This window comes from Bradyrhizobium sp. CCBAU 45384, from assembly GCF_028128665.1.
Classification (GTDB): Bacteria; Pseudomonadota; Alphaproteobacteria; order Rhizobiales; family Xanthobacteraceae; genus Bradyrhizobium; species Bradyrhizobium manausense.
The window spans coordinates 214375-234032 of the sequence record NZ_LBIZ01000114.1; the positions used below are offsets into that span (position 1 = coordinate 214375).

Sequence of the window (19658 nt, forward strand, 5' to 3'; positions counted from 1 at the left end):
CGCCGGCGACAATGATGATGGAAATCGGCAGCCACGGTGAGCCGAACATCTGAAGAAACCATCAACGCCGGCTGCCGCTTTGTCGTCGCCGGCGCGCGATCCCGTGCGAGGCGCTATTGCTTCGCCACCTGCCCATCCAGGCAGTGAATGAGAAAGTCGGTCCGGTCTCGCGGCAACACCTTCACCAGATCCGCCTTCTGCGCGCATTCGCGCTGGCGGATCTGCTCGGCGCGGCGCTTTTCGGCCGCCTCGCGGTATTCCGGCGCCACCTTGCTGGGATCGACGAGGGCTTGTGAGCGGGCAGACGAGGTGGAGAGCAGCGCTAGGACTGCGACAGCACTAATGACCTGTTTCAAATGAGCCTCCGCAAAGGCTCACCCTAGCGGCCGTTGTCGGGCCGCTCAACGGTGCATGCGTTGGGGAGGGAGGGTGAGGCGGCTTAGGCGGCCTGCTCCTCGAAGGAGGTGTGGACCCGCCCATCGGGATCGACGATCCGAACGTCGCGGCACCCGTCCTGGATCAGCTCCCTGGCCTTCTTCAGGGCGGCGGCGAGGGACTCCCGCTTGAGGCTGACGACGCCTGCCGTGTCGAAACCGGTGATTTCAAACATTCCGTTCCCTCCAGTTTTGTCGAATCCTACACTTTTCGGGTCTGATGTCTCCTGGCTTTTTTGGATCAGGCGGATGGAACGGAATTGAACGTCTGCCGCCGCAAGTCCATCGCAGCGCCCACGTCATCGGCCGGGGTCACGGGACATGCCCGTCGCTAACGTGGAATTAATCCGAAAAGCTCACAATTTTAGACAGTTGTGTAAGTGAGTGCTGCGTAAAGGAGACGTCGAGAGGACGTTCCGGCGACGGCCTCCTTTTGCTCGCTCATGAGGTCAATGCGCATGACCACGACATCCGAAACGCTCGGCTTCGCCGAACACCTCGACGCCGCGGCACTTGCGGCCGCCGCATCTGAATCCCGGCCTGAGCGCGAGACCCAGGACGCTCCAGTACCGCTGAAGCGCTCCAGCCGGAAGTCGGTCCTGGCCTTCGCGGTGTGTGCCCTGGCGATCAACGGCTCCGCTGCCATCTACACCTTGCCCTTTGATCTGCCTTCGCCGGACATCAGCAACCTGGCCGCGCTGTTTCCGCGCCAGCAAGAGCCCGCGCCGAAACCCGATGCTGTTGCCGTCGCCCTGAAGGAAATCCAGTCGGCCCAGCAGCAGCAGGCCGCCGCGCTGCAGGAGATCAGTTCATCCCTGCAACAGAACACGGCGCTGCGTCAGCAGGATTCGACGACCCTGATGTCGCTCCGCCAGAGCATCACCGACGAGCGCGGCGATGTGAAGAAGATATCGCCGCAATTGTCGACGCTGATCGCGAAGATCGACACGCTGCAAAACACGATGATGTCTGACGTCACGGCCTCCATCCCGCGCTTGCGCGCGCGCGATCGGCTGTTGCTGCGCAAGCGGATGGTTCGGCAGCCGAAGTCGATCGGGCCGGTCTCGATCGGGCCGGTGTCGGTCGGTGGCGCTCCGCTCAGTGCGCCGGCGACGGTTGCAGGGCCGGAGAGCTGAGGGGCGGGCAGATCGCCTGGGGCGATGTTGCGTGAACCGGCGGGTTCACGCTGAAGCTCGACTTGAATTCGTGGTTGAGAGAGATTTGGCCAGCGCGGATCGGCGGCGTGACGCTGCCGCCGAAGATGCGACGAAAGTCGTCGAGCGGCGGACTCCTACATGGAGGAACTACTGAGGGATCCGCAAGGCTGACGAGTTAGCACATGCTCGTGCAAGTCTTCGAGCACGTGCCCATTCCAGCATTGATGGTGCTTTTGGGAGTAGGCAAGCCAGACCATAAAACCCACAGCGACCACAACGCATCCGGTGACAAAGTTCTGCATCATGCACTCCAGAGCAAACTGTGAGTGGCTACCCGGGGACATCTTACCGCACCCAGCAGAAATGCAAAATCCACGCGTGAGGGCTTCACGGGTGATCGCGACATGGGACGGCATCAGCACGACATCGACGAACTCGCGCGCATGGAGGGCATCTGCCAACAGCTGGCAGGGCAGGCGGCCATGCCGGAGCAGCGCGCGGGATTGCTGGCGCTGGCAGTCAATTATCGCGGCACCATCCTCGACGCGCAGGCCCGCGATCGGTTTGCAGACACGACGCAGACACCGCAGACATCAGGGTATTTTCGGCCGATCGCCACTTTGCCGTAAGTCATTGATTTGGCTTGTCGCGGGGAAAACCGGCTGTTTCCGGATCATGCTTTCGGCCCGCGCCGGCTACGGCTTCGTTGTTCTGGGCAAACAGTGACGCGGCACCGCCGCCGATCCGGATGGCGCGAACTGAAGCCGCCTTGCCGCGACCGGGCTGATTTGCTTAAAGCGCACGCAACTCCCTTCCCGACCGGCACGGGGCCGGCCTTGGATTGCCATGACATTCTTTTGGGGCGCGGTCGGCTACATCTTCGGGGCCTTTGCTCCCGGCTATCTGATCGTCCGCGCATTTCGCATCGAGCGGCTGCTGCCGCCGCTGGCCGGCCCGTTCGCCCTGAGCGTGATCGCGAGCGGCGTCATGGTCGAATCCGCGGTCTGGTTCGGCATCTACACGACGGCCGTCGCCCGCGTGATTGCCGGCGCCGTGGTGGCGGCGGCATTGGCAACCCTGATCCAGGACAGCAGGCTCGCCTTCGATAGGGTTGCCACGGGCGCTCGCGCGGCCTGGTGCGGGCTTTGCAATGCCGTGAAGCCGACCGGCGGCCGCCTGCAGCCGTTGCCGCTTGTGAGCTGTCTGGCCGCCGTTCTGGTTTTCCTCTACACGCTAAACCTGTTGGCCGCCTCGTTCGGATCGATCCTGGTCGGCTACGATCCGGTGGCACAGTGGAATTTGTGGGCGCTGGACTGGGCGGCCAACCGGCTGCCGAACCGGATTTACCACTACCCCCAGCTCATCCCACAGCTGTGGTCGGTTCCTTATGTCTTGATGGGCGACTCGACCGTCGAGTTCTTCTCTTCCTCGTTCAAGTTCGTGTTCTGGCTGCTGACGTTCGAGACGCTGGCTTTCGTCGCGGTCCGCTCGCGCGATTTCGTTCTGCTGCTGAGCATTCCGATCGCGTTCGTCCTGATGCGGTGGGGCATCGGCGGCACATCCGTGCAGGATTTCATCGACGTCCCGGTCGCGTTCTTTGCTCTGCTCAGCACGGTCACTATTCTGCTGTTCGCTTCGTCGTACGAGCGGCCGCGCGCGATTGCGCTGGCCTTGCTGCTGGCCAGCGGCGCGGCCATGACCAAGCAGGTCGGCCTCTACATGATCGGCGCCGTGCCGCTGCTGTGCCTGTGCTGGACCTACGAGGAAAAGCGGCGACTGGCGCCCGTGTTCATGGAAGGTCTCGCCCTGACCTGGCGGACGGCGCTGGCCATCGCGCTGTGCGCCCCGATCTACGTCTATGCCTTCGTGACCATCCGCAATGGCAGCAACAGCTCGGAACTCGGCTACCTGTTCGAGGGCATCTATGAAAACCGCAGCCAGCTGACGCGCGCCATCGACGCCATTACCTTTGTTTACGCGTTGCTCGGCTTTAGCAGGTTCGCGGTGATCGGGATTGGATTGGCGGGCTTCATTGCCCTCAATGTCGCAGTGTTGTTCAATGCGCGCTATCGCTGGATCCTGCTCGCCGTCAATATTCCGTTCAGCACTTTATGGGCGGTGTATTTCAGCTATGACCGGCGCAATCTCGCGCTGGCGCTGCCGCTGTACGCGCTGACGTCCAGCGCCGGCGCGGGCGTGTTACTGCGGCGCTTCGCGAGCGCGCGGGAGCGCCCCCTGTCTTGTCTTGCATCAGAACCGCAGCCCCCGGCGGCAAACCGCGGTTACGCAAGTCGACATGGTCTGGCCGCAACTATTGTCGCGGTCGCGTCGGCCCTGGTCATTGGCGCCAGCATGACCTTCACCGCCGAACGGATGCACCAGCGGCAAAACGCAATCGAGCTGCGAATGCTGGCGGCGGAAGAACCCGGGCCGGTCGAGCCGATGCTGTCGTTCATGCAGCAGCTTGGTCCGCGCCTGATGATCTTCTCCGAATGGCGCTGGGCCTGCGCCTTTCATTTCAACCGCGGCGCCGAGAAATGTCTGAGGATCACTCCGGATGATTTTTTCCGTGCGTCGTCGGCCCCGTTGGCCGCACACCCAGACCGGCCGATTCTGCTGATCCTGTATCCGGCCACGGTCACGACAGATCGGGAACGCTGGATGCGTGACGCGGGCTTTGTCGAAAAGCCTGTCGGCGCCGGTGCCGGTGTCCGGTGCTTCGTTCGCTCAGGCCAAACTTGAAGCACGGTACATGTCTGACACTCCCTCTTTCCCGGACGTGCGCATTCGCCAGTCGACCAGGACTCTACTCATCCTTATCTTGCCGTCGCTTTACCTGGCGGCGACGCTGCTCTATTCGTCGTGGCAGGCCGTCTGGGGTCTTCCGGTCGATCCGGAATCGGCCTACACGATGAACGGACTCGTGGCGGCCGCCGGATACGGCTCGATGAAGTTCGACCATCCGGGAACGACGACGACGCTGCTCGTCGAGCTGATCATCAGGGTGTGGGGCCTGATGTCGCGGGCCGAGGACATCGTCGCGTTCGGGCTCAAGCATTACGATGCGATCACATGGGCAGCGCGAACCAGCGAGGCGCTGGTGCTTGCCGGCGCGCTGCTTGCAGGCGGGCTCATTGTCGGACGGACGACGCAGAGCGCGATCGCTGCGATGCTGTTTCAGGCCGGCGCGTTCGTGCATCCCGAAGTGTTTCACCTCCAGACGATGCTCGCTCCGGAAAGCCTGTTGGCGGCGATCGCACTATTCGGGATCGCGATCGTGATCAAGACTGCGCTCGACGAGAAGCCGCCGGCAACCGGCCTCGGTGTCGTCGCGGGGGTGATCTTCGCGTTGGGGTTCTCGACCAAATATCTTTATCTCCCGCAGGCCCTTTTCGCCGTGTGCCTGCTCGGAAACCGGCGCGCCTTCGTTGCCGCCGCCATTTCCGGTGCGGTCGGCTTTATCGGCTTCAATCTGATCTTCAATCCGGGAACGATCACGCGCGGCTTCGGATGGCTGGCGCAGATCGCCACGCATAAAGGGCAGTATGGCGAGGGCGAGCGCGGGTTCATTGACTTCGCATCGTTCTGGTCGAACATGGCCGAGATCATCAAAGCCGCGCCGCTCGTGTTCGGGGTCTACATGGCGGCTGCGGGCACGGCGCTGACCTGGAGCGTTAGGACCCGGAGCTGGCGCGATCCGCTCAGCCTGACGCTCGGCGCCGCTGCCCTGATCTATGCTGCGCACCTTGTGGCGACGTCGAAGCATTTTGCGCTTCACTACATGCTGGTCCCGTGGGTCCAGACCGGGGGGGTGCTGGTGCTGGTCCTGGTGCAGCTCAGGCGGCTGGTGCCGACGCTGCGGCCGATCGCGCCGAACCTGCTGGCGGGCTGCCTGTGCGCCGTCACAAGCGTGACGACGCTGATCGGGGCCAGCGCTCTTGCGCGGGAATGGTCGGCCCTGAACGCGGTCGGGGCGAGGCTCTCGAAGGCCGTCCTCGCGGCCGGACCCGCCTGCGCCAATGTTTCCGGCATGTTCGTGCGCGCGCCGGAGAACGACATGAACCACGGCTGGGACATGACCTTGCAGCTCTGGGGCGACCAGGCGATGCGAGAGAGGTTTTCGGCGGCCTACGCCAGCGCCTTCACAGTGCCGCTGCTGGACCACAACACCTATACGCACGTCCTCAAGAACAACTTCCGTCCTGAGAGCTATGCGAAGCTCGCGGCGGACTATCCCTGTATCGTCGTCCGCTCGGCCACGGCACTCGACGACGCGAATGCGATCGGGCTCCTGTCGCTCCATCCCGACCATTGCGTGATCGAGGGGATCCACGTCTACACGGTCGGGCTCGCCTGCGCGAAGGTGCGCGGCAGCTTTGAGGTGCAGCGGTGAGGGGGCGAGGCATTCCAACAATCGAGCCCCGCTGTGACACTCGGAGTCAAATTATCAATAGCGATTTCAGCTTGGTGAGCGCGCTGGGGCTCGAACCCAGGACCCCGTGATTAAAAGTCACGTGCTCTACCGGCTGAGCTACGCGCTCCCATGGCCGCTGATGGCTGCGAGATCGCCATCGTCTTCGGACATTCGAGAAGCATGTCTTGCCGCTGCGCTTCAGTTTGCGTCGCGGGGAAAACCGGCTGTTTCCGGATCATGCTTTCGGCCCGCGCTGTGTAGGGGGATGAGGCGCTGAGGTCAATAGCGAGGCTGGCTGCCGAAACACGCGGCAGAGGCGGGGATTTGCTTGGCGATTCCACCGCTTAGGCCGAGGTTTTGAACCTGTTTGGCGGGGCGTCATCCACGCCCAAACACCTCATAACTTTCATTCGCGGGGGGAGCGGGTGCCGATCCGCCCCCTCAGTTCGCCTCCCGCTGCACCTCGCTCGGCACGGCCTGCGCGTTGCCTGGCCCCGGCAGGGCGACGGGGCGGAGACCGATCAGCTCGGCGGTGCGGATCGCGCTGTCGCGCCAGAACTGGAACGAGTTGATGCGGCTGAGCTCGAGGATCGCGATCGCAACCGCGGCCAGGAACGGCAGGCTCTGCAGCACCAGCACGCCGGCGAAGATATAGATCTCGGTGATCTGCCGGAAAGAGTTGGAGGCGATCAGCACGCCGGCGCCGACCAGAAGCAGGACACCGATCACGGCCTCCCAGAACGCCTGGAACTCGATCGACATCCTGGAGAGGCCACCCTTGGAGGTGCGGGCGAACGCAATGTGTTCGGTGATCAGGCCCTGCGCGACTGCGCGCGACACCGTCCATTGCACGCTCATCGCGGCGATCATGGCGCCCAGCATCTGGCCGGGCTTGATCGCGACGCGGGCGCGATACATCGACAGGAAGTGCGCGAGAGAGACGATGAAGGCGCCGATGATCGGCAGCGTCAGGATCTTGTCGGGAATGGCGATGTCGGCGAAGGCGACGATCGGCACCCAGACGAGGTTGAGCAGCGCCACGACCACGCCGAGGCTTTCGGCTCCCAACCAGTTGAGCCAGCCAAGGCCGTATTCGCGCTTCTGGTCGGGCGTCAGCCGGCTCCGTCCGGGCAGGAACTGCCGCCAGTGCTTCTTCACGATCTGCAGGCCGCCATAGGCCCAGCGGTGGCGCTGCTTCTTGAAGGCCTCGTAGGTGTCGGGCAGCAGCCCCTTGCCGTAGCGATAATTGGTGTAGTGGGTGGTCCAGCCGAGCTCCTGGATCGCAAGGCCAAGATCGGAGTCCTCGCAGATCGTGTCGGATGACCAGCCGCCGGCCATGTCCATCGCGGCGCGGCGAATCAGGCACATCGTGCCGTGCACGATGACGGCGTTGAGCTCGTTGCGCTGGACCATGCCGATGTCGAAGAAGCCGGCATATTCGCCGTTCATGATGTAGTGCATGATCGAGAGGTCGCCGTCGCGATGCTCCTGCGGCGCCTGCACCAGGCCCACGCGCGGATCGGCGAAGGCTGGCACGAGGTCCTTGAGCCAGTCGGGCTCGACCACATAGTCGGCATCGAGGATGCCGATGATCTCGGCGTCAACGGCGGTGCGGTCCATGGCGATGCGCAGCGCGCCGGCCTTGAAGCCCTGCACCTTCTCGGCGTTGATGAACTTGAAGCGCTCACCGAGCGCGCGGCAATGATCCTGGATCGGCTGCCAGAACGCCGGGTCCGGCGTGTTGTTGATGATCACGACGCATTCGTAGTTCGGATAGTCGAGCCGCGACAGCGCATCGAGCGTCTGCTTGAGCATCTCGACCGGCTCGTAATACGCAGGGATATGGATCGAGACCTTCGGATAGTAATTCTCCGGCACGTTCTCGATCGCCTTGCCCTTGGTGAGCAGCCGCTGCGGCGGCCGGCCGAAGGCGACGGCCGCGATCTCGTCGATGCGGGCCATCGCGATGAGGACGAGAGGAACGAGGAGAATCATGCCGAGCGTCAGCGCGAAGGCCGAGCCGAAGATGAAATAATGGCCGTTCCAGAATGCGAACACGGTCGCGGCCCAGGCGCCGACGCCGTTGGCCGTGGCCGATAGCAGGAAGGCCTGTTTTGCGGTCGGCTGCTCCAGCCGCAGGATCGGCAACGACATCAGGATGCCGACCAGCAGCGCGATCGTCATCAGCTTCCAATAATCAGGGTTTTCGACCGGGCCGGTCCAGGCGAATTTCGGCTCGCGGCTGGCGTTGAGGATGCCCCAGTACGGACCGACGCCGCCTTCAAAATATTTCCAGGGCTGATCGATCGCTTCGACGATGTTGTATTCCATGCCCATGGCTTCGGCACGGCTGACGAAGTTGCGCAGCGTCAGCGCCTGCTGGAACGGGCCCGGGTCGGCGTTGCGCAAATTGTAGCCCGCGCTCGGCCAGCCGAACTCGGCGATCACGATGCGTTTGCCCGGGAACAGGTTGCGCAGGAGGTTGTAGCGGTCGACGGCCTGATCGACCGCCTGGTCCGAGCGGAAGTTCTCCCAATATGGCAGCACGTGCGCGGCGATGAAATCGACGTTGGAGGCAAGGTCGGGATTGTCGCGCCAGATGTTCCAGATCTCGCCGGTGGTGACGGGCACGCGCACCGCGCTCTTCACCTTCTTGATCATCTCGATGAGGTCTTCGACCTTCTGCTCACCGCGGTAGATCACCTCGTTGCCGACGACGACGCCGTTGACGTTGCTGTTCTTGCGCGCGAGCTCGATCGCGGCCTTGATCTCGCGCTCGTTGCGATCCGGGTCCTTGTCGATCCAGGCGCCGACGGTGACCTTGAGGCCGAACTCGGCGGCGATCGGCGGCACCAGCTCCACACCGCCCGTCGACGAATAGAGGCGGATTGCGCGCGTCATCGTCGACAGCGTCTTCAGGTCTGAGCGGATTTTCTCGATGGTCGGAATGTTGTCGATATCAGGATGGGCCGAGCCCTCGAACGGCGCGTAGGAGACGCTCGGCAACAGGCCCTTGAAGTCAGGCGCGGGTTCCCGGTCGCGCAGGACTCCCCAGATGCCGGCGTGAAGGACGGACACGAGCAACAGAACGGCGGCGACAACGCGCATCGCGGCTAAACCAATAGGGGCTGAAATGGCAGGGCTGCGGATCCGACCCCGAGATCCGACCGAGTCCGCGGCAAAGGGAGCATACCTCTGCCGCGCGGTTTCTCAACTGTCATGGCCTCATGTCCTTATGAGGGCATGGCCTTTTCGGAGCGGCAGTGCCAACCCCAGCTATCGCCGATCGTTCCTGAACGACAGGTGAAACGATCGCGGCTATTTCTGGGGCGCGGGCGAGGGGCTTGCCGCAGGTGCTGGGCTCGCGGGCGGCTGGGGTGGCTGCGAATTGCCGGTCGTGGGCGCCGGAGGCTGGGAGGCTGCAGCCGCCGCCTGCTGCGGCTGGGCGGCTGGATTGATCCAGCAGGCGTGGACGCGGCTGTCCAGGGTCTCGGCGACCTTGGGATCGATCTGGGCGCCGAAGCGGGTCAGGCAGCGGAACGCAGCCTGGATGTGGCCGCCGGGGCAGCCGAAGCGATCATAAAGGTCGAGATGGCGGAACGCGGTATCGAGGTCATCCCGCCACATCAGCCGCACCACACGCCGGCCGAGCCAGACGCATTCGGGATTGCCGGCCGGCCCGTTGATGGCCTGGGCGGCCTCGGCGAATTCGTCGGTGCGGCGCTGGTTCTGGGCGGTGGCGTCCTTGGCGGCGTCGGCAGGCTGGGCAGCGGCCTTGCCCTGGTCGGGGGCGGGCGTCCCGCTCTGGGCGGAGGCACCGTCGAGGCCGGCCAGAAGGACAAGGGAGGAAACGGCCAACGAGGCGGCGAACTGCCGCAGGACCGCATTTCGTAACTCGAACACCCGTCGCCGCATGAATTCCCCAATGTCTCAGCCGTCCGCCCGCGGGAGGACCTCGCGGACGCCGGTCGTGATGGCGTCCAAATGGGTCTCCAATGCGGCGGAAAAGTCCCGCGAAATCCATTGGCCTGTATTTGGATTTTTGTCCAGCAAAGTCACGATCCTAGGGAATGGTCGAACCGCCGCAGCCTAATTCGTCGGGGAGAGGGCGCGTGCGGCCCCGGTCCCCCCTTGGCAGACGGCGTGCGAGCGGGTAATCGACGGACCCTTCGCGGAGGACGGAACAAATTTCACTTCGTACGCCACTGGCGCTCCTGCTCGTCTCACTGGGTGCGATTGCTGCCGTGTGGTGGTGGCTTGCCACGCCGATCACGCTCGCGCGCGCCCCCATCGATCCCAATGACAAGGTCCAATGCGTCTCCTATGCGCCGTTCCGCGGCGAGCAGACGCCGTTGAACGCGTGGACTCAGATCGAGGCCGACCAGATCGAGCAGGATCTGCGCCAGCTCAAGGAGATCACCGACTGCGTCCGCACCTACTCCATTGAGAACGGGCTCGACCAGGTGCCGGCGGTTGCGACCAAGGTCGGCGGGCTGAAGGTGATCCAGGGCATCTGGCTCGGCAGCAACCGTGCCAAGAACTTTGCGCAGGTGGCGACCGCGGTCCGCCTCACCAAGGAATTCCCCGACACCATCTCCGCGCTCGTCGTCGGCAACGAGGTGTTGCTGCGCGGCGAGATGACGACGCAGGATCTCATCGCGATCATCCGCTCGGTGAAGGCGCAGGTCACCGTGCCCGTGACCTATGCCGACGTCTGGGAATACTGGCTGAAGAACCGCGAGGTCTATGACGCCGTCGACTTCGTCACCATTCACATCCTGCCTTACTGGGAGGACATGCCGGTGAAGGCGAAATTCGCCTCGTCCCATGTTGAGGCGATCCGCGAGCGGATGGCGGTGGCGTTCCCTGACAAGGAAATCCTGATCGGTGAAACCGGCTGGCCGAGCGAGGGCCGCATGCGCGAAGGCGCGCTGCCGTCGCGCACCAACCAGGCGCGCGTCGTCTCGGAGATTCTGGCGCTTGCGAAGACGCTGAAGTTTCGCGTCAATCTCATCGAGGCTTATGACCAGCCATGGAAGCGGCGGCTGGAAGGCACCGTCGGCGGCTATTGGGGTCTGCTCGATTCCGTGCGGCGCCAGCTGAAATATCCGCCGGGCGAGCCGATCAGCAATTTCCCCCTCTGGAAATGGTACATGGGGTCAGGCATGGGCCTCAGCGTGCTGGTGTTCGCGGTCGCCCTCATCACGCTGCGGCGCCGGCCCTGGACGCCGCGCTTCTCGGCCTGGCTCGCCGTCGGCATCTCCGCGACATCGGCGGGCATCCTGCTCGGGATCGCCGCCGACAAGATGTACTACGAGAGCTATGGCTGGGGTGGCTGGCTGCAATGGGGCGCGCTGCTGCTCGCCGGCATCTTCTCGCCGATCTTCTGCGCGCAGGCGCTTGTGATCGGTCGCAATCTGCCGAGCTTCCTCGACCTGCTCGGGCCGCGCGAGGGACGCAAATGGTCGAAGCTTTCGGCCGTGCTCGGCCTGACCCTGGCGGTGACGGCGGTGATCGCGGCCGAGACCGCGCTCGGCTTCGTGTTCGATCCGCGCTACCGCGACTTCCCCTATGCCTCGCTGACGATGGCGGTGGTGCCGTTCGCGCTCTTGATGTTGAACCGGCCGCAGATCGGCGCGCGGCCGATCGCGGAAGCGGTGTTCGCGGGGCTATTGGCGGTGTCGGCGGTCTACGTGCTTCTGAACGAAGGCCGCGACAATTGGCAGGCGATGTGGACCTGCGCGATCTATCTCTTGTTCGCGCTCACGCTGTGGCGGGCGCGGGCCGAGCAAAGCCAAGGATGAGCAGGCCGATTGCAAGGCCCGACAGCACGATGTTGTAGAGCACGATGCCGAGGCCGGCTGCGACGACGCCGAGTGTGAGCAGCACGATCGAAGGCCGCATCAGGTTCAGCGTGGCGATGACAAGCGCGACGATGCCGAACACCGAGTTCTTGAACAGCGACGTCGATACCGAGCGCGCCTTGCAGATCATGGTCTGCAGGCCGGCGTCGCATGCGAGCGCGACTTGCGAGAACTCGATCGCGAGATAGCGCACATAGAGCGCCCAGCCGACGGTGACGAACCCGACGACGATGAGAAACTGGACCTGATAGGGCGTGAGGCGAAACGGCTTCTTTGTCATGCCGGCAATATGGTCGGGATGGCGGGAGGGAGCAACAGGGGGCGGGGCATTTTTACACCGGGGGCATCCCTCGGGTCGCTGGCTTTTTTGCTGCACTCCGCGCCTCGGAACCGTAGCGATACGGATTTGCGAAAGTTTCGACCCGGCCTAACGTTCGACGTGAACGCGCCGAGCGTGACTGCTGATTCGATTAGGAGCGGATCACCCTCGTTCCAGAGCGCGCTGAGGAGGACGCGAGAGGATTGGCAATGACTGAAGCGTTGCAGATCAATTTTGCGCTGTGGGGCATGATCATCTGTGCGGTGATCAAGATCAGCCAGCTGACGGCCTTTTAGCCGAACGCGTCGCTGACGCGACGCTGAGCTCCGGCTCATGAATCAAGCGTCCTGATAGCCCTATCGCCTGAAGAAGGATGATATCGTCGATCCCGCCGACGCCGTCTCCGGTGGCTTGGCTGCGGCCGGCGCTGGTTGCGGCGCGGGCGCCGGCTCCTCGCGCTTTGAGCGTTTGGAGGAGTAGCTGCGGCGATGCTTGTCGGGCTTGGCGGTCGGCGCGGGCGCGGGGGCCGTCTCGGCTTGCGGCACGGAGTCTTGCGCCTTCTCGGAGTTCTTCTCCGACCCCTTGTCCTGGGATTTCTCCTGGAATTTCTCTTGGGATTTGTCTTGGGATTTGTCTTGGGATTTCTCTTGGGACTTTTCTTGGGATTTGTCCGAGCCTCCGCGCATCGACAGGCGCTGGCCGTCGAACACCGTGGTCTCGCAATGGCGGTCGCTTTCGGCAAGGCCCGCACAGAGCTTTGCCGCGGCGGCGGCGTTGATCAGGGGACCTGCACCGAGGCGGAGCTGCATGCCGAGACCGTTCGTGCCTTCCTTGATCATGATGATGGGCCGGAGTGCGGCGATCTCGGGGTTGGACTTGCTCAGCCCGCGCCAGAGCGCGCGTAAGCCGTCGACCGAATTCGCACCGCCGAGCTCGATGGCAAAGCGCGTCTGCTGAACAGCGATGGCGGGGACCTCGGCTTCTATCGCCTCAGCTGGCTTGGCTGCTGCGACTTCGGTCGGAGCTGGCGCCGGCTCGGGCTTCTTGTCGGCGGCCTTCTCGGCTGGCTCCGGCTGGATCAGTTTCGACGCGGCAGGATCGGGCGGTGCCATGATCGACTTCGATGGCAGCAGCGGAAGCATCGGCGCTGCCGATGGCGTTACCGGCGCCTGCTGAACCAGCGAGGCGGCAGCCGCTGTCTGTGGCGACGGGCTCGGCTGATCCTTCGCAGCCTCTTTCGAGCTGTCCTTGCTCGAACTGTCCTTGCTCGCGACGTCCTTGGGCTCCTTGGCGGACGTGACGCGCGGCCTGTCGACCAGCGAGGCGGCCGTCGAGGCAACCGGTGCGACCTCCGGTGCCGGGGCCGGGGGCTGTGCAGGGGCGACGGGAACGTCCTGCGGCTTCGAGGCTGGCGCTGGCTGCGATGTCGCGTTCTGCTTGGCGATGGCGCCTGTGACGGAATCGAGCCCCTGCTCGAGCACCGTGACGCGCGAATAGAGCCGGTCGCGATCGGTGTTCAGCGTCTCGATCGCGGAGGCGAAGCGGCGGGCTTCGAGCTGGATTTGCTTGGTCAGCACCTGAATCTGGTCGGACTGGCGGGCGAGGTCGGCGGAGGCGACCTGGTCGCGCCGCCAGCCGAGCTGGGCCTGGTTGGCCATCACGGCGACCACGACGGCGCCGACCGCGGCGACGCCCCACGAGCCCAGCCGCCACAGCAAACGACGATCGAACGCGCCTTCCTCGGCCAAAAGTCCGGAGAACAGCCCGCCGGTCTCCTTGTCGCCGAAGGCATCCGCCAGTGGGTCGGAATCCCTTGCCATGAACGTTAAGTGCCCAGCCCTGTCTGGCTTCCCCGAATCAATCAAGGAACATTAACAGGAAAACCCACGCGCACTTGAATTCCGGGCGTTTGCGGGGGTAGCAAGGCTGAAAGCTCAGGCGGCGTCGGCGTGCCGCCCGCCGATGTGATGATCGATTCGGCCGTATTTGACAGGATTGCGATGACCATCCGCTCCAGCCTCACGATCGTGCTCGCCGCCGGCGAGGGCACGCGCATGCGATCGAACCTGCCGAAAGTGCTGCATTCCGTCGCTCACCAGTCGTTACTCGCCCATGTGCTTGGCGCCGCTCCGCAGGGAACCGGCACAGCGCTTGCGGTCGTGATCGGCCCCGATCATCAGGCGGTCGCGGACGAGGCCAAGCGTATCCGCCCCGATGCGCTCATCTTCGTGCAGGCCGAGCGGCTCGGCACGGCGCATGCGGTGCTGGCGGCGCGAAAGGCGATTGCGCGCGGCGTGGATGACGTCCTGATCGCCTTCGGTGATACGCCACTGATCTCGGCCGAGACCTTTGCGCGGCTGCGCGCGCCGCTTGCCGGCGGGGCCGCGATCGCCGCGCTCGGCTTCCGCGCCAAGGATCCAACAGGCTACGGACGCTTCATCGTCGAGGGCAATCGCCTGGTGGCGATCCGCGAGCATGCCGATGCCAGCACTGATGAGCGCAAGATCGATCTGTGCAATGCCGGGGTGATGGCGATCGACGGCCGCCGCGCGCTCGCGATCCTCGACAGAATAGGCAATGCGAATTCCAAGGGCGAGTATTATCTACCCGATGCGGTCGGCGTGACCAACGACAATGGATGGGAGTCCGTGGTGATCGAAACCAGCGAGGACGAAGTGCGCGGCATCAACACCAAGGCCCAGCTTGCGGAAGCGGAGGGCGTGATGCAGACGCGGCTGCGCAAGGCCGCGATGGATGCGGGCGTGACGCTGATCGCCCCCGAAACTGTCTTTCTCGCCGCCGACACCGTGTTCGGCAAGGACGTCACCATCGAGCCGTTCGTGGTGATCGGCCCCGGCGTCTCGATCGCCGACGGCACCGTGATCCATTCCTTCTCGCATATCGTCGAGACCACGCTCGGCAAGAAGGTTTCGGTCGGGCCCTATGCGCGGCTCAGGCCCGGCACGTCGCTCGGCGACGGCGCGCGGATCGGCAATTTCGTGGAGACCAAGGCGGCGACGCTCGAGGCCGGCGTCAAGGTCAACCATCTTTCCTACATTGGCGATGCCACCGTCGGTGCCGCCTCCAACATCGGCGCCGGCACCATCACCTGCAACTATGATGGCTTCAAGAAGCACAAGACGGTGATCGGACAGGGCGCCTTCGTCGGCACCAATTCCTCGCTGGTCGCCCCGGTCAAGATCGGCAACGGCGCCTATATCGGCTCGGGTTCTGTGATCACGAAAGATGTGCCTGACGATGCGATGGCGCTCGAGCGCAGCCAGCAGACCATCAGGGAAGGCGGCGCGGCGCGCTATCGCGAGATGAAGAGCGGCGGGAAGAAGGCTGAAAAATAAGACGCGTTATTCGTCGTCGGCGAATTCGGAGAAGATCGCGCGCGTCAGGCGCCAGCCGCGCGGCTTGGCGCGCTTGATCGGCTCGCCTTCGGGATGCTTGATGAAGACAGGCTTGCTTTCCTTGCCGCGCTGGGGCGGCGGCCAATGCGCTAGGTGCGTGCCGGAGGTCTCACTGGCACGAATATACAGCGATGACCGGCCTTTGCGGTCGGACGTGGTGGCTTTCATGGCCTTGATCTCCTGGGCGGGAATCGTTGGCCAAACTTCTTGACGTCGGGTTAATGTGCGAGGTTAAAAGCCGGTCACATCGATACGGGACCCGGGATTGCCGTCAGCGGACGCTTGTCGCAATCGGTCATAATTGTTGAGTATCTGGTTCCTTAGGAACTTGGCTAAAAACCGAACGCGTCGTTTAGGCGATTTTTCGACGATTTGGGGGATATTGATCCGCATGTGCGGGATTGTCGGCATTCTCGGGCGCGAGCCGGTTGCGGAGCAATTGGTGGATTCGCTCAAACGTCTCGAATATCGCGGCTACGATTCCGCGGGCGTCGCCACGCTCGAAGGCAAGCACCTCGCGCGCCGCCGCGCCGAGGGCAAGCTGAAGAACCTGGAGAAGCGGCTGGAAGCTGAGCCGCTTCTGGGCACCACCGGCATCGGTCACACCCGCTGGGCCACCCACGGCAAGCCGACCGTCAACAATGCCCATCCGCATGCGACCGATCGCGTCGCGGTCGTGCATAACGGCATCATCGAGAATTTCCGCGAGCTGCGCGAGGAACTCGAGACGAAGGGCACGGTGTTCCACACCGAGACCGACACCGAGATCGTGCTGCACCTCGTCGACGATCTCCTGACGCGCGGCAGCAAGCCGGTGGAAGCAGTCAAGCTGACGCTGGCGCGCTTGCGCGGCGCCTTCGCGCTCGGCTTCATCTTCGCCGGCGACGACGACCTCATGATCGGCGCCCGCAACGGGCCGCCGCTCGCGATCGGCTATGGCGACGGCGAGATGTATCTTGGCTCGGATGCGATCGCGCTCGGCCCGTTCACCGACACGATCAGCTATCTCGAGGATGGCGACTGGGTGGTGCTGACCCGCAAGAGCGCCACGATCTTCGACAAGGACGGCAAGGCCGTCGAACGCGACAAGATCAAGCACGCCGCCTCGACCTCGCTGGTCGACAAGGCCAACTACCGCCATTTCATGGCGAAGGAGATCCACGAGCAGCCGGAAGTGGTCGGCCACACGTTGGCGCGCTATGTCGACATGGCGACCGAGCGCGTCTCGCTGCCGGTCAAGCTGCCGTTCGACTTCAAGGATATCCAGCGCATCAACATCACGGCCTGCGGCACCGCGAGCTATGCCGGCATCGTCGCCAAATACTGGTTCGAGCGCTTTGCGCGCCTGCCGGTCGAGGTCGATGTCGCCTCCGAGTTCCGCTACCGCGAAGCGCCGCTGCGCAAGGGCGATCTAGCGATCTTCATCTCGCAATCCGGCGAGACCGCCGACACGTTGGCGGCGCTGCGCTACGCCAAGGCGGAGGGCGCGCACACCATCGGCATCGTCAACGTGCCGACCTCGACCATCGCGCGCGAGAGCGAGACCGTGCTGCAGACGCTGGCCGGCCCCGAGATCGGCGTCGCCTCGACCAAGGCATTCACCTGCCAGCTCATGGTGCTGGCAAACCTCGCCATTGCCGCGGGCAAAGCGCGCGGCGTATTGTCCGATGAGGACGAAACCAAGCTCGTTCACGGCCTCGTCGAGATCCCGCGTCTGATGTCGGATGCGCTCACCAATGAGGTTCAGATCGAGAAGCTCGCGCACCGGATCGCAAAATCCCGCGACGTGCTCTATCTCGGTCGGGGCACCAGCTTCCCGCTGGCGCTCGAAGGCGCGCTGAAACTGAAGGAAATCTCCTACATCCACGCCGAAGGCTATGCCGCCGGTGAGCTCAAGCACGGCCCGATCGCGCTGATCGACGAGACCATGCCTGTTGTCGTCATCGCGCCCTACGATCGCGTGTTCGAGAAGACCGTCTCCAACATGCAGGAGGTCGCCGCCCGCGGCGGCAACATCATCCTGATGACGGACGCCAAGGGGGCGGCGGAAGCGACGGTGAATTCGCTCGTCACCATCGTCTTGCCCGACATGGCCGCGGCCTTCACCCCGATGGTCTACGCCGTTCCGGTTCAGTTGCTGGCCTATCATACGGCTGTGGTGATGGGCACCGACGTCGATCAGCCGCGCAACCTCGCGAAATCGGTGACCGTGGAATAGGCAGAAGGGATCACGTCGCACTCTTCCAAAACCTGCTAGAAGCCCCTAGCTTGGACGAAGCGACCGACCTGGAACCCGAATGACCCCCCGCGACGACGCGCCTGCGCCACTTGATCCCATCCCGGAACCGCATACCGGCCTGATGGGCCGTTTTCGCAATTATTTCCTGACCGGGCTGATCGTCACCGGTCCGATTGCAATCACGCTGTATCTGGTCTGGTGGTTCGTCACCTGGGTCGACGGCGTGGTGCGACCCTTCGTGCCGCAGGCCTACCGGCCGGAAACCTATCTTCCTTACGGCGTTCCCGGCTGGGGATTGATTGTCGCATTCTTCACGCTGACGCTGGTCGGCTTCCTCGCGGCGAACCTGATCGGCCGCACGCTGGTCGATGTCGGCGAGACTTTCCTCGGCCGGATCCCGGCCGTGCGCGCCATCTATCGCGGCCTGAAGCAGGTGTTCGAGACGCTGTTCTCGGGCAAGGGTTCGAGCTTCCGCAAAGTGGGCCTGGTCGAGTTTCCTTCGCCCGGCATGTGGTCGATCGTGCTGATCTCGCAATCGCCGAACGAAGAGATCTCGCGCAGCCTGCCAGGGCAGGACGAACATGTCTCGGTGTTTCTGCCGTGCTCGCCGAACCCGACCACCGGATTCTTCTTCTACGTGCCCAAGAGCAAGATCATCGAGGTCGACCTCACCGCCGAGGATGCCGCAACGCTGATCATGTCCGCCGGCGTGGTGCAGCCCGGCTCGGCACCCGACCCGAAGAAGGCCGCCGCGCTCGCGGGCATGGCCAATGCCGCGCGCATTGCCAATGCCTCCACGCTCCAGCCTGAGCCTGCGAAGGCGGAGTAGGGCTATTCCCCGGCGGGATGGCCTGCGGTCACGCTGGCGTTCGCGTCCTCTGCTATTGTTCCGGTCGGACCGAGCGCAGCGCTCGGACGTCGAACTGGAGTGCCCCCGATGCCAACGACCATTGCGATCCTCGCGCCCGGGGCCATGGGCAGCGCGGTGGCCCGTCGCCTGAGCGAGAACGGCGCGCGCGTGCTGACGTCTTTGAAGGGACGCAGCGAGGCGACGCTGAAGCGCGCGGCGGATGCCGGCATGATCGGCGCCGAGGACGATGCGATCGCGGATGCCGATATCATTCTCTCGATCGTGCCGCCGGGCGAGGCGGAGAGGCTGGCGGAGCGGCTGGCCGCATTGATTGTGAAGCGCGACAAGAAGCCGGTCGTGGTCGACTGCAACGCCGTCAATGTCGACACGGTGAAGCGGATCGAGGAGATCATCGGCTCGGCGCAGGCGCCCTTCGTCGATGGCGGCATCATCGGCTTCCCGCCGCAGCCGGGCGGCAAGAGCCCGGCCTTCTACATGTCCGGCGAGCACGCCAGGGATCTCGCCGTGCTCAAGGATTTCGGGCTCGACATCCGCATCGTCGAAGGTCCGGTGGGTGCTGCCTCTGCGCTAAAAATGTCCTATGCTGGCATCGTCAAGGGCCTCGCCGGCATCGGCTCGGCCATGGTGATCGCGGCGACCAAGGCGGGGGCCGCCGATGCACTGCACGACGAGCTCGCGCTCAGCCAGCCCGCGATCCTGGCCCGGCTCGAGGTCGCACTGCCCGACATGATCCCGAAGGCCTATCGCTGGGTCGCGGAGATGCAAGAGATATCGGGCTTCCTCGGGCCCGATCATCCGGCGAGCCAGATCTACGAAGGCTTTGCCAGATGGTTCGAGCATCTGGCCGCCGATGCCAAAGGCGAGGCAGTCGATGCGTCGCTCCTGAAGGCGTTCGCGACCGGTGCTGCAAAGAAGGCCTGATCTTCACTTGTTCGGCAGCCAAA

Annotated in this window: 17 protein-coding genes and 1 tRNA gene; 10 read left to right on the forward strand and 8 right to left on the reverse strand. The window is 64.2% G+C overall.

All coding sequences use genetic code 11. From position 1 onward, the window contains the following. Positions 1-113 precede the first annotated feature (113 nt). Both XH80_RS27310 and XH80_RS27315 read right to left on the reverse strand, forming a co-directional pair. Positions 114-356, reverse strand: a complete 243-nt coding sequence (locus XH80_RS27310; RefSeq protein WP_271601231.1) for a hypothetical protein — start codon at positions 354-356, stop codon at positions 114-116. 83 nt (positions 357-439) lie between these two features. After that, positions 440-610 carry a hypothetical protein gene (locus XH80_RS27315; protein WP_167354010.1) on the reverse strand — a complete coding sequence of 57 codons (171 nt, stop codon included), beginning with the start codon at positions 608-610 and terminating at the stop codon, positions 440-442. A gap of 282 nt (positions 611-892) precedes the next feature. Between XH80_RS27315 and XH80_RS27320 the strand changes: the two genes are divergently transcribed. From XH80_RS27320 to XH80_RS27340, 5 genes are all read left to right on the forward strand, one after another. Then, a complete protein-coding gene (locus XH80_RS27320) occupies positions 893-1570 on the forward strand; it encodes a hypothetical protein (RefSeq protein ID WP_333968848.1) in 678 nt (225 codons plus the stop codon). 203 nt (positions 1571-1773) lie between these two features. Next, the gene (locus tag XH80_RS27325; protein WP_271601233.1) at positions 1774-1917 is read left to right on the forward strand and encodes a hypothetical protein; all 144 of its coding nucleotides are present in this window, start codon (positions 1774-1776) and stop codon (positions 1915-1917) included. 78 nt (positions 1918-1995) lie between these two features. Further along, entirely contained in the window at positions 1996-2220 is a 225-nt protein-coding gene (locus XH80_RS27330; RefSeq protein WP_271601234.1) for a hypothetical protein, read from the forward strand. Positions 2221-2578: 358 nt separating this feature from the next. Continuing rightward, a complete protein-coding gene (locus XH80_RS27335) occupies positions 2579-4333 on the forward strand; it encodes a hypothetical protein (RefSeq protein WP_271601235.1) in 1755 nt (584 codons plus the stop codon). Between the two features lie 10 nt (positions 4334-4343). Next, positions 4344-5984, forward strand: a complete 1641-nt coding sequence (locus XH80_RS27340) for a hypothetical protein (protein WP_271601236.1) — start codon at positions 4344-4346, stop codon at positions 5982-5984. A 72-nt stretch (positions 5985-6056) separates the two neighbouring features. Here the strand turns inward: XH80_RS27340 and XH80_RS27345 are convergent. The 3 genes from XH80_RS27345 to XH80_RS27355 all read right to left on the reverse strand — a co-directional run bounded on the left by XH80_RS27345 (position 6057) and on the right by XH80_RS27355 (position 9920). Further along, positions 6057-6132, reverse strand: a tRNA-Lys gene (locus tag XH80_RS27345). 314 nt (positions 6133-6446) lie between these two features. Then, a complete protein-coding gene (locus XH80_RS27350; RefSeq protein ID WP_271601237.1) occupies positions 6447-9113 on the reverse strand; it encodes a glycosyltransferase in 2667 nt (888 codons plus the stop codon). A gap of 210 nt (positions 9114-9323) precedes the next feature. After that, positions 9324-9920, reverse strand: a complete 597-nt coding sequence (locus XH80_RS27355; RefSeq protein ID WP_271601238.1) for a beta-1-3, beta-1-6-glucan biosynthesis protein — start codon at positions 9918-9920, stop codon at positions 9324-9326. A gap of 329 nt (positions 9921-10249) precedes the next feature. Between XH80_RS27355 and XH80_RS27360 the strand changes: the two genes are divergently transcribed. Continuing rightward, positions 10250-11809, forward strand: coding sequence for a glycoside hydrolase family 17 protein (locus XH80_RS27360; RefSeq protein WP_271601239.1), 1560 nt, complete (start codon positions 10250-10252; stop codon positions 11807-11809). Here the strand turns inward: XH80_RS27360 and XH80_RS27365 are convergent. Further along, entirely contained in the window at positions 11769-12149 is a 381-nt protein-coding gene (locus tag XH80_RS27365; RefSeq protein ID WP_027534560.1) for a hypothetical protein, read from the reverse strand. The two genes, XH80_RS27360 and XH80_RS27365, sit on opposite strands and share 41 nt — an antisense overlap. A 395-nt stretch (positions 12150-12544) precedes the next feature. Continuing rightward, complete coding sequence (locus XH80_RS27370) at positions 12545-14008, reverse strand: hypothetical protein (protein ID WP_271601240.1); 1464 nt, start codon at positions 14006-14008, stop codon at positions 12545-12547. A 180-nt stretch (positions 14009-14188) separates the two neighbouring features. Here XH80_RS27370 and glmU point away from each other — a divergent pair, with 180 nt between their 5' ends. After that, positions 14189-15544 carry a bifunctional UDP-N-acetylglucosamine diphosphorylase/glucosamine-1-phosphate N-acetyltransferase GlmU gene (gene glmU / locus XH80_RS27375; protein ID WP_271601322.1) on the forward strand — a complete coding sequence of 452 codons (1356 nt, stop codon included), beginning with the start codon at positions 14189-14191 and terminating at the stop codon, positions 15542-15544. Positions 15545-15550: 6 nt separating this feature from the next. On the opposite strand, the gene XH80_RS27380 is transcribed toward glmU, so the two are convergent. After that, positions 15551-15772, reverse strand: a complete 222-nt coding sequence (locus XH80_RS27380; protein WP_057755420.1) for a hypothetical protein — start codon at positions 15770-15772, stop codon at positions 15551-15553. Positions 15773-15995: 223 nt separating this feature from the next. Here XH80_RS27380 and glmS point away from each other — a divergent pair, with 223 nt between their 5' ends. From glmS to XH80_RS27395, 3 genes are all read left to right on the forward strand, one after another. Further along, a complete protein-coding gene (gene glmS / locus XH80_RS27385; RefSeq protein WP_271601241.1) occupies positions 15996-17822 on the forward strand; it encodes a glutamine--fructose-6-phosphate transaminase (isomerizing) in 1827 nt (608 codons plus the stop codon). 79 nt (positions 17823-17901) lie between these two features. Next, positions 17902-18672, forward strand: a complete 771-nt coding sequence (locus tag XH80_RS27390) for a DUF502 domain-containing protein (RefSeq protein WP_271601242.1) — start codon at positions 17902-17904, stop codon at positions 18670-18672. 108 nt (positions 18673-18780) lie between these two features. Further along, on the forward strand, positions 18781-19635 hold the full coding sequence (locus XH80_RS27395; protein WP_271601243.1) for an NAD(P)-dependent oxidoreductase: 855 nt from the start codon (positions 18781-18783) through the stop codon (positions 19633-19635). Positions 19636-19658: the final 23 nt, after the last annotated feature.

What these genes read in the sequence shown, in the direction of transcription:
- XH80_RS27315 (WP_167354010.1), bottom strand. Translation starts at nt 610, where the DNA reads ATGTTTGAAATCACCGGTTTCGACACGGCAGGCGTCGTCAGCCTCAAG.
- XH80_RS27320 (WP_333968848.1), top strand. Translation starts at nt 893, where the DNA reads ATGACCACGACATCCGAAACGCTCGGCTTCGCCGAACACCTCGACGCC.
- XH80_RS27325 (WP_271601233.1), top strand. Translation starts at nt 1,774, where the DNA reads ATGCTCGTGCAAGTCTTCGAGCACGTGCCCATTCCAGCATTGATGGTG.
- XH80_RS27330 (WP_271601234.1), top strand. Translation starts at nt 1,996, where the DNA reads ATGGGACGGCATCAGCACGACATCGACGAACTCGCGCGCATGGAGGGC.
- XH80_RS27335 (WP_271601235.1), top strand. Translation starts at nt 2,579, where the DNA reads ATGGTCGAATCCGCGGTCTGGTTCGGCATCTACACGACGGCCGTCGCC.
- XH80_RS27340 (WP_271601236.1), top strand. Translation starts at nt 4,344, where the DNA reads ATGTCTGACACTCCCTCTTTCCCGGACGTGCGCATTCGCCAGTCGACC.
- XH80_RS27350 (WP_271601237.1), bottom strand. Translation starts at nt 9,113, where the DNA reads ATGCGCGTTGTCGCCGCCGTTCTGTTGCTCGTGTCCGTCCTTCACGCC.
- XH80_RS27355 (WP_271601238.1), bottom strand. Translation starts at nt 9,920, where the DNA reads ATGCGGCGACGGGTGTTCGAGTTACGAAATGCGGTCCTGCGGCAGTTC.
- XH80_RS27365 (WP_027534560.1), bottom strand. Translation starts at nt 12,149, where the DNA reads ATGACAAAGAAGCCGTTTCGCCTCACGCCCTATCAGGTCCAGTTTCTC.
- XH80_RS27370 (WP_271601240.1), bottom strand. Translation starts at nt 14,008, where the DNA reads ATGGCAAGGGATTCCGACCCACTGGCGGATGCCTTCGGCGACAAGGAG.
- glmU (WP_271601322.1), top strand. Translation starts at nt 14,189, where the DNA reads ATGACCATCCGCTCCAGCCTCACGATCGTGCTCGCCGCCGGCGAGGGC.
- XH80_RS27380 (WP_057755420.1), bottom strand. Translation starts at nt 15,772, where the DNA reads ATGAAAGCCACCACGTCCGACCGCAAAGGCCGGTCATCGCTGTATATT.
- glmS (WP_271601241.1), top strand. Translation starts at nt 15,996, where the DNA reads ATGTGCGGGATTGTCGGCATTCTCGGGCGCGAGCCGGTTGCGGAGCAA.
- XH80_RS27390 (WP_271601242.1), top strand. Translation starts at nt 17,902, where the DNA reads ATGACCCCCCGCGACGACGCGCCTGCGCCACTTGATCCCATCCCGGAA.
- XH80_RS27395 (WP_271601243.1), top strand. Translation starts at nt 18,781, where the DNA reads ATGCCAACGACCATTGCGATCCTCGCGCCCGGGGCCATGGGCAGCGCG.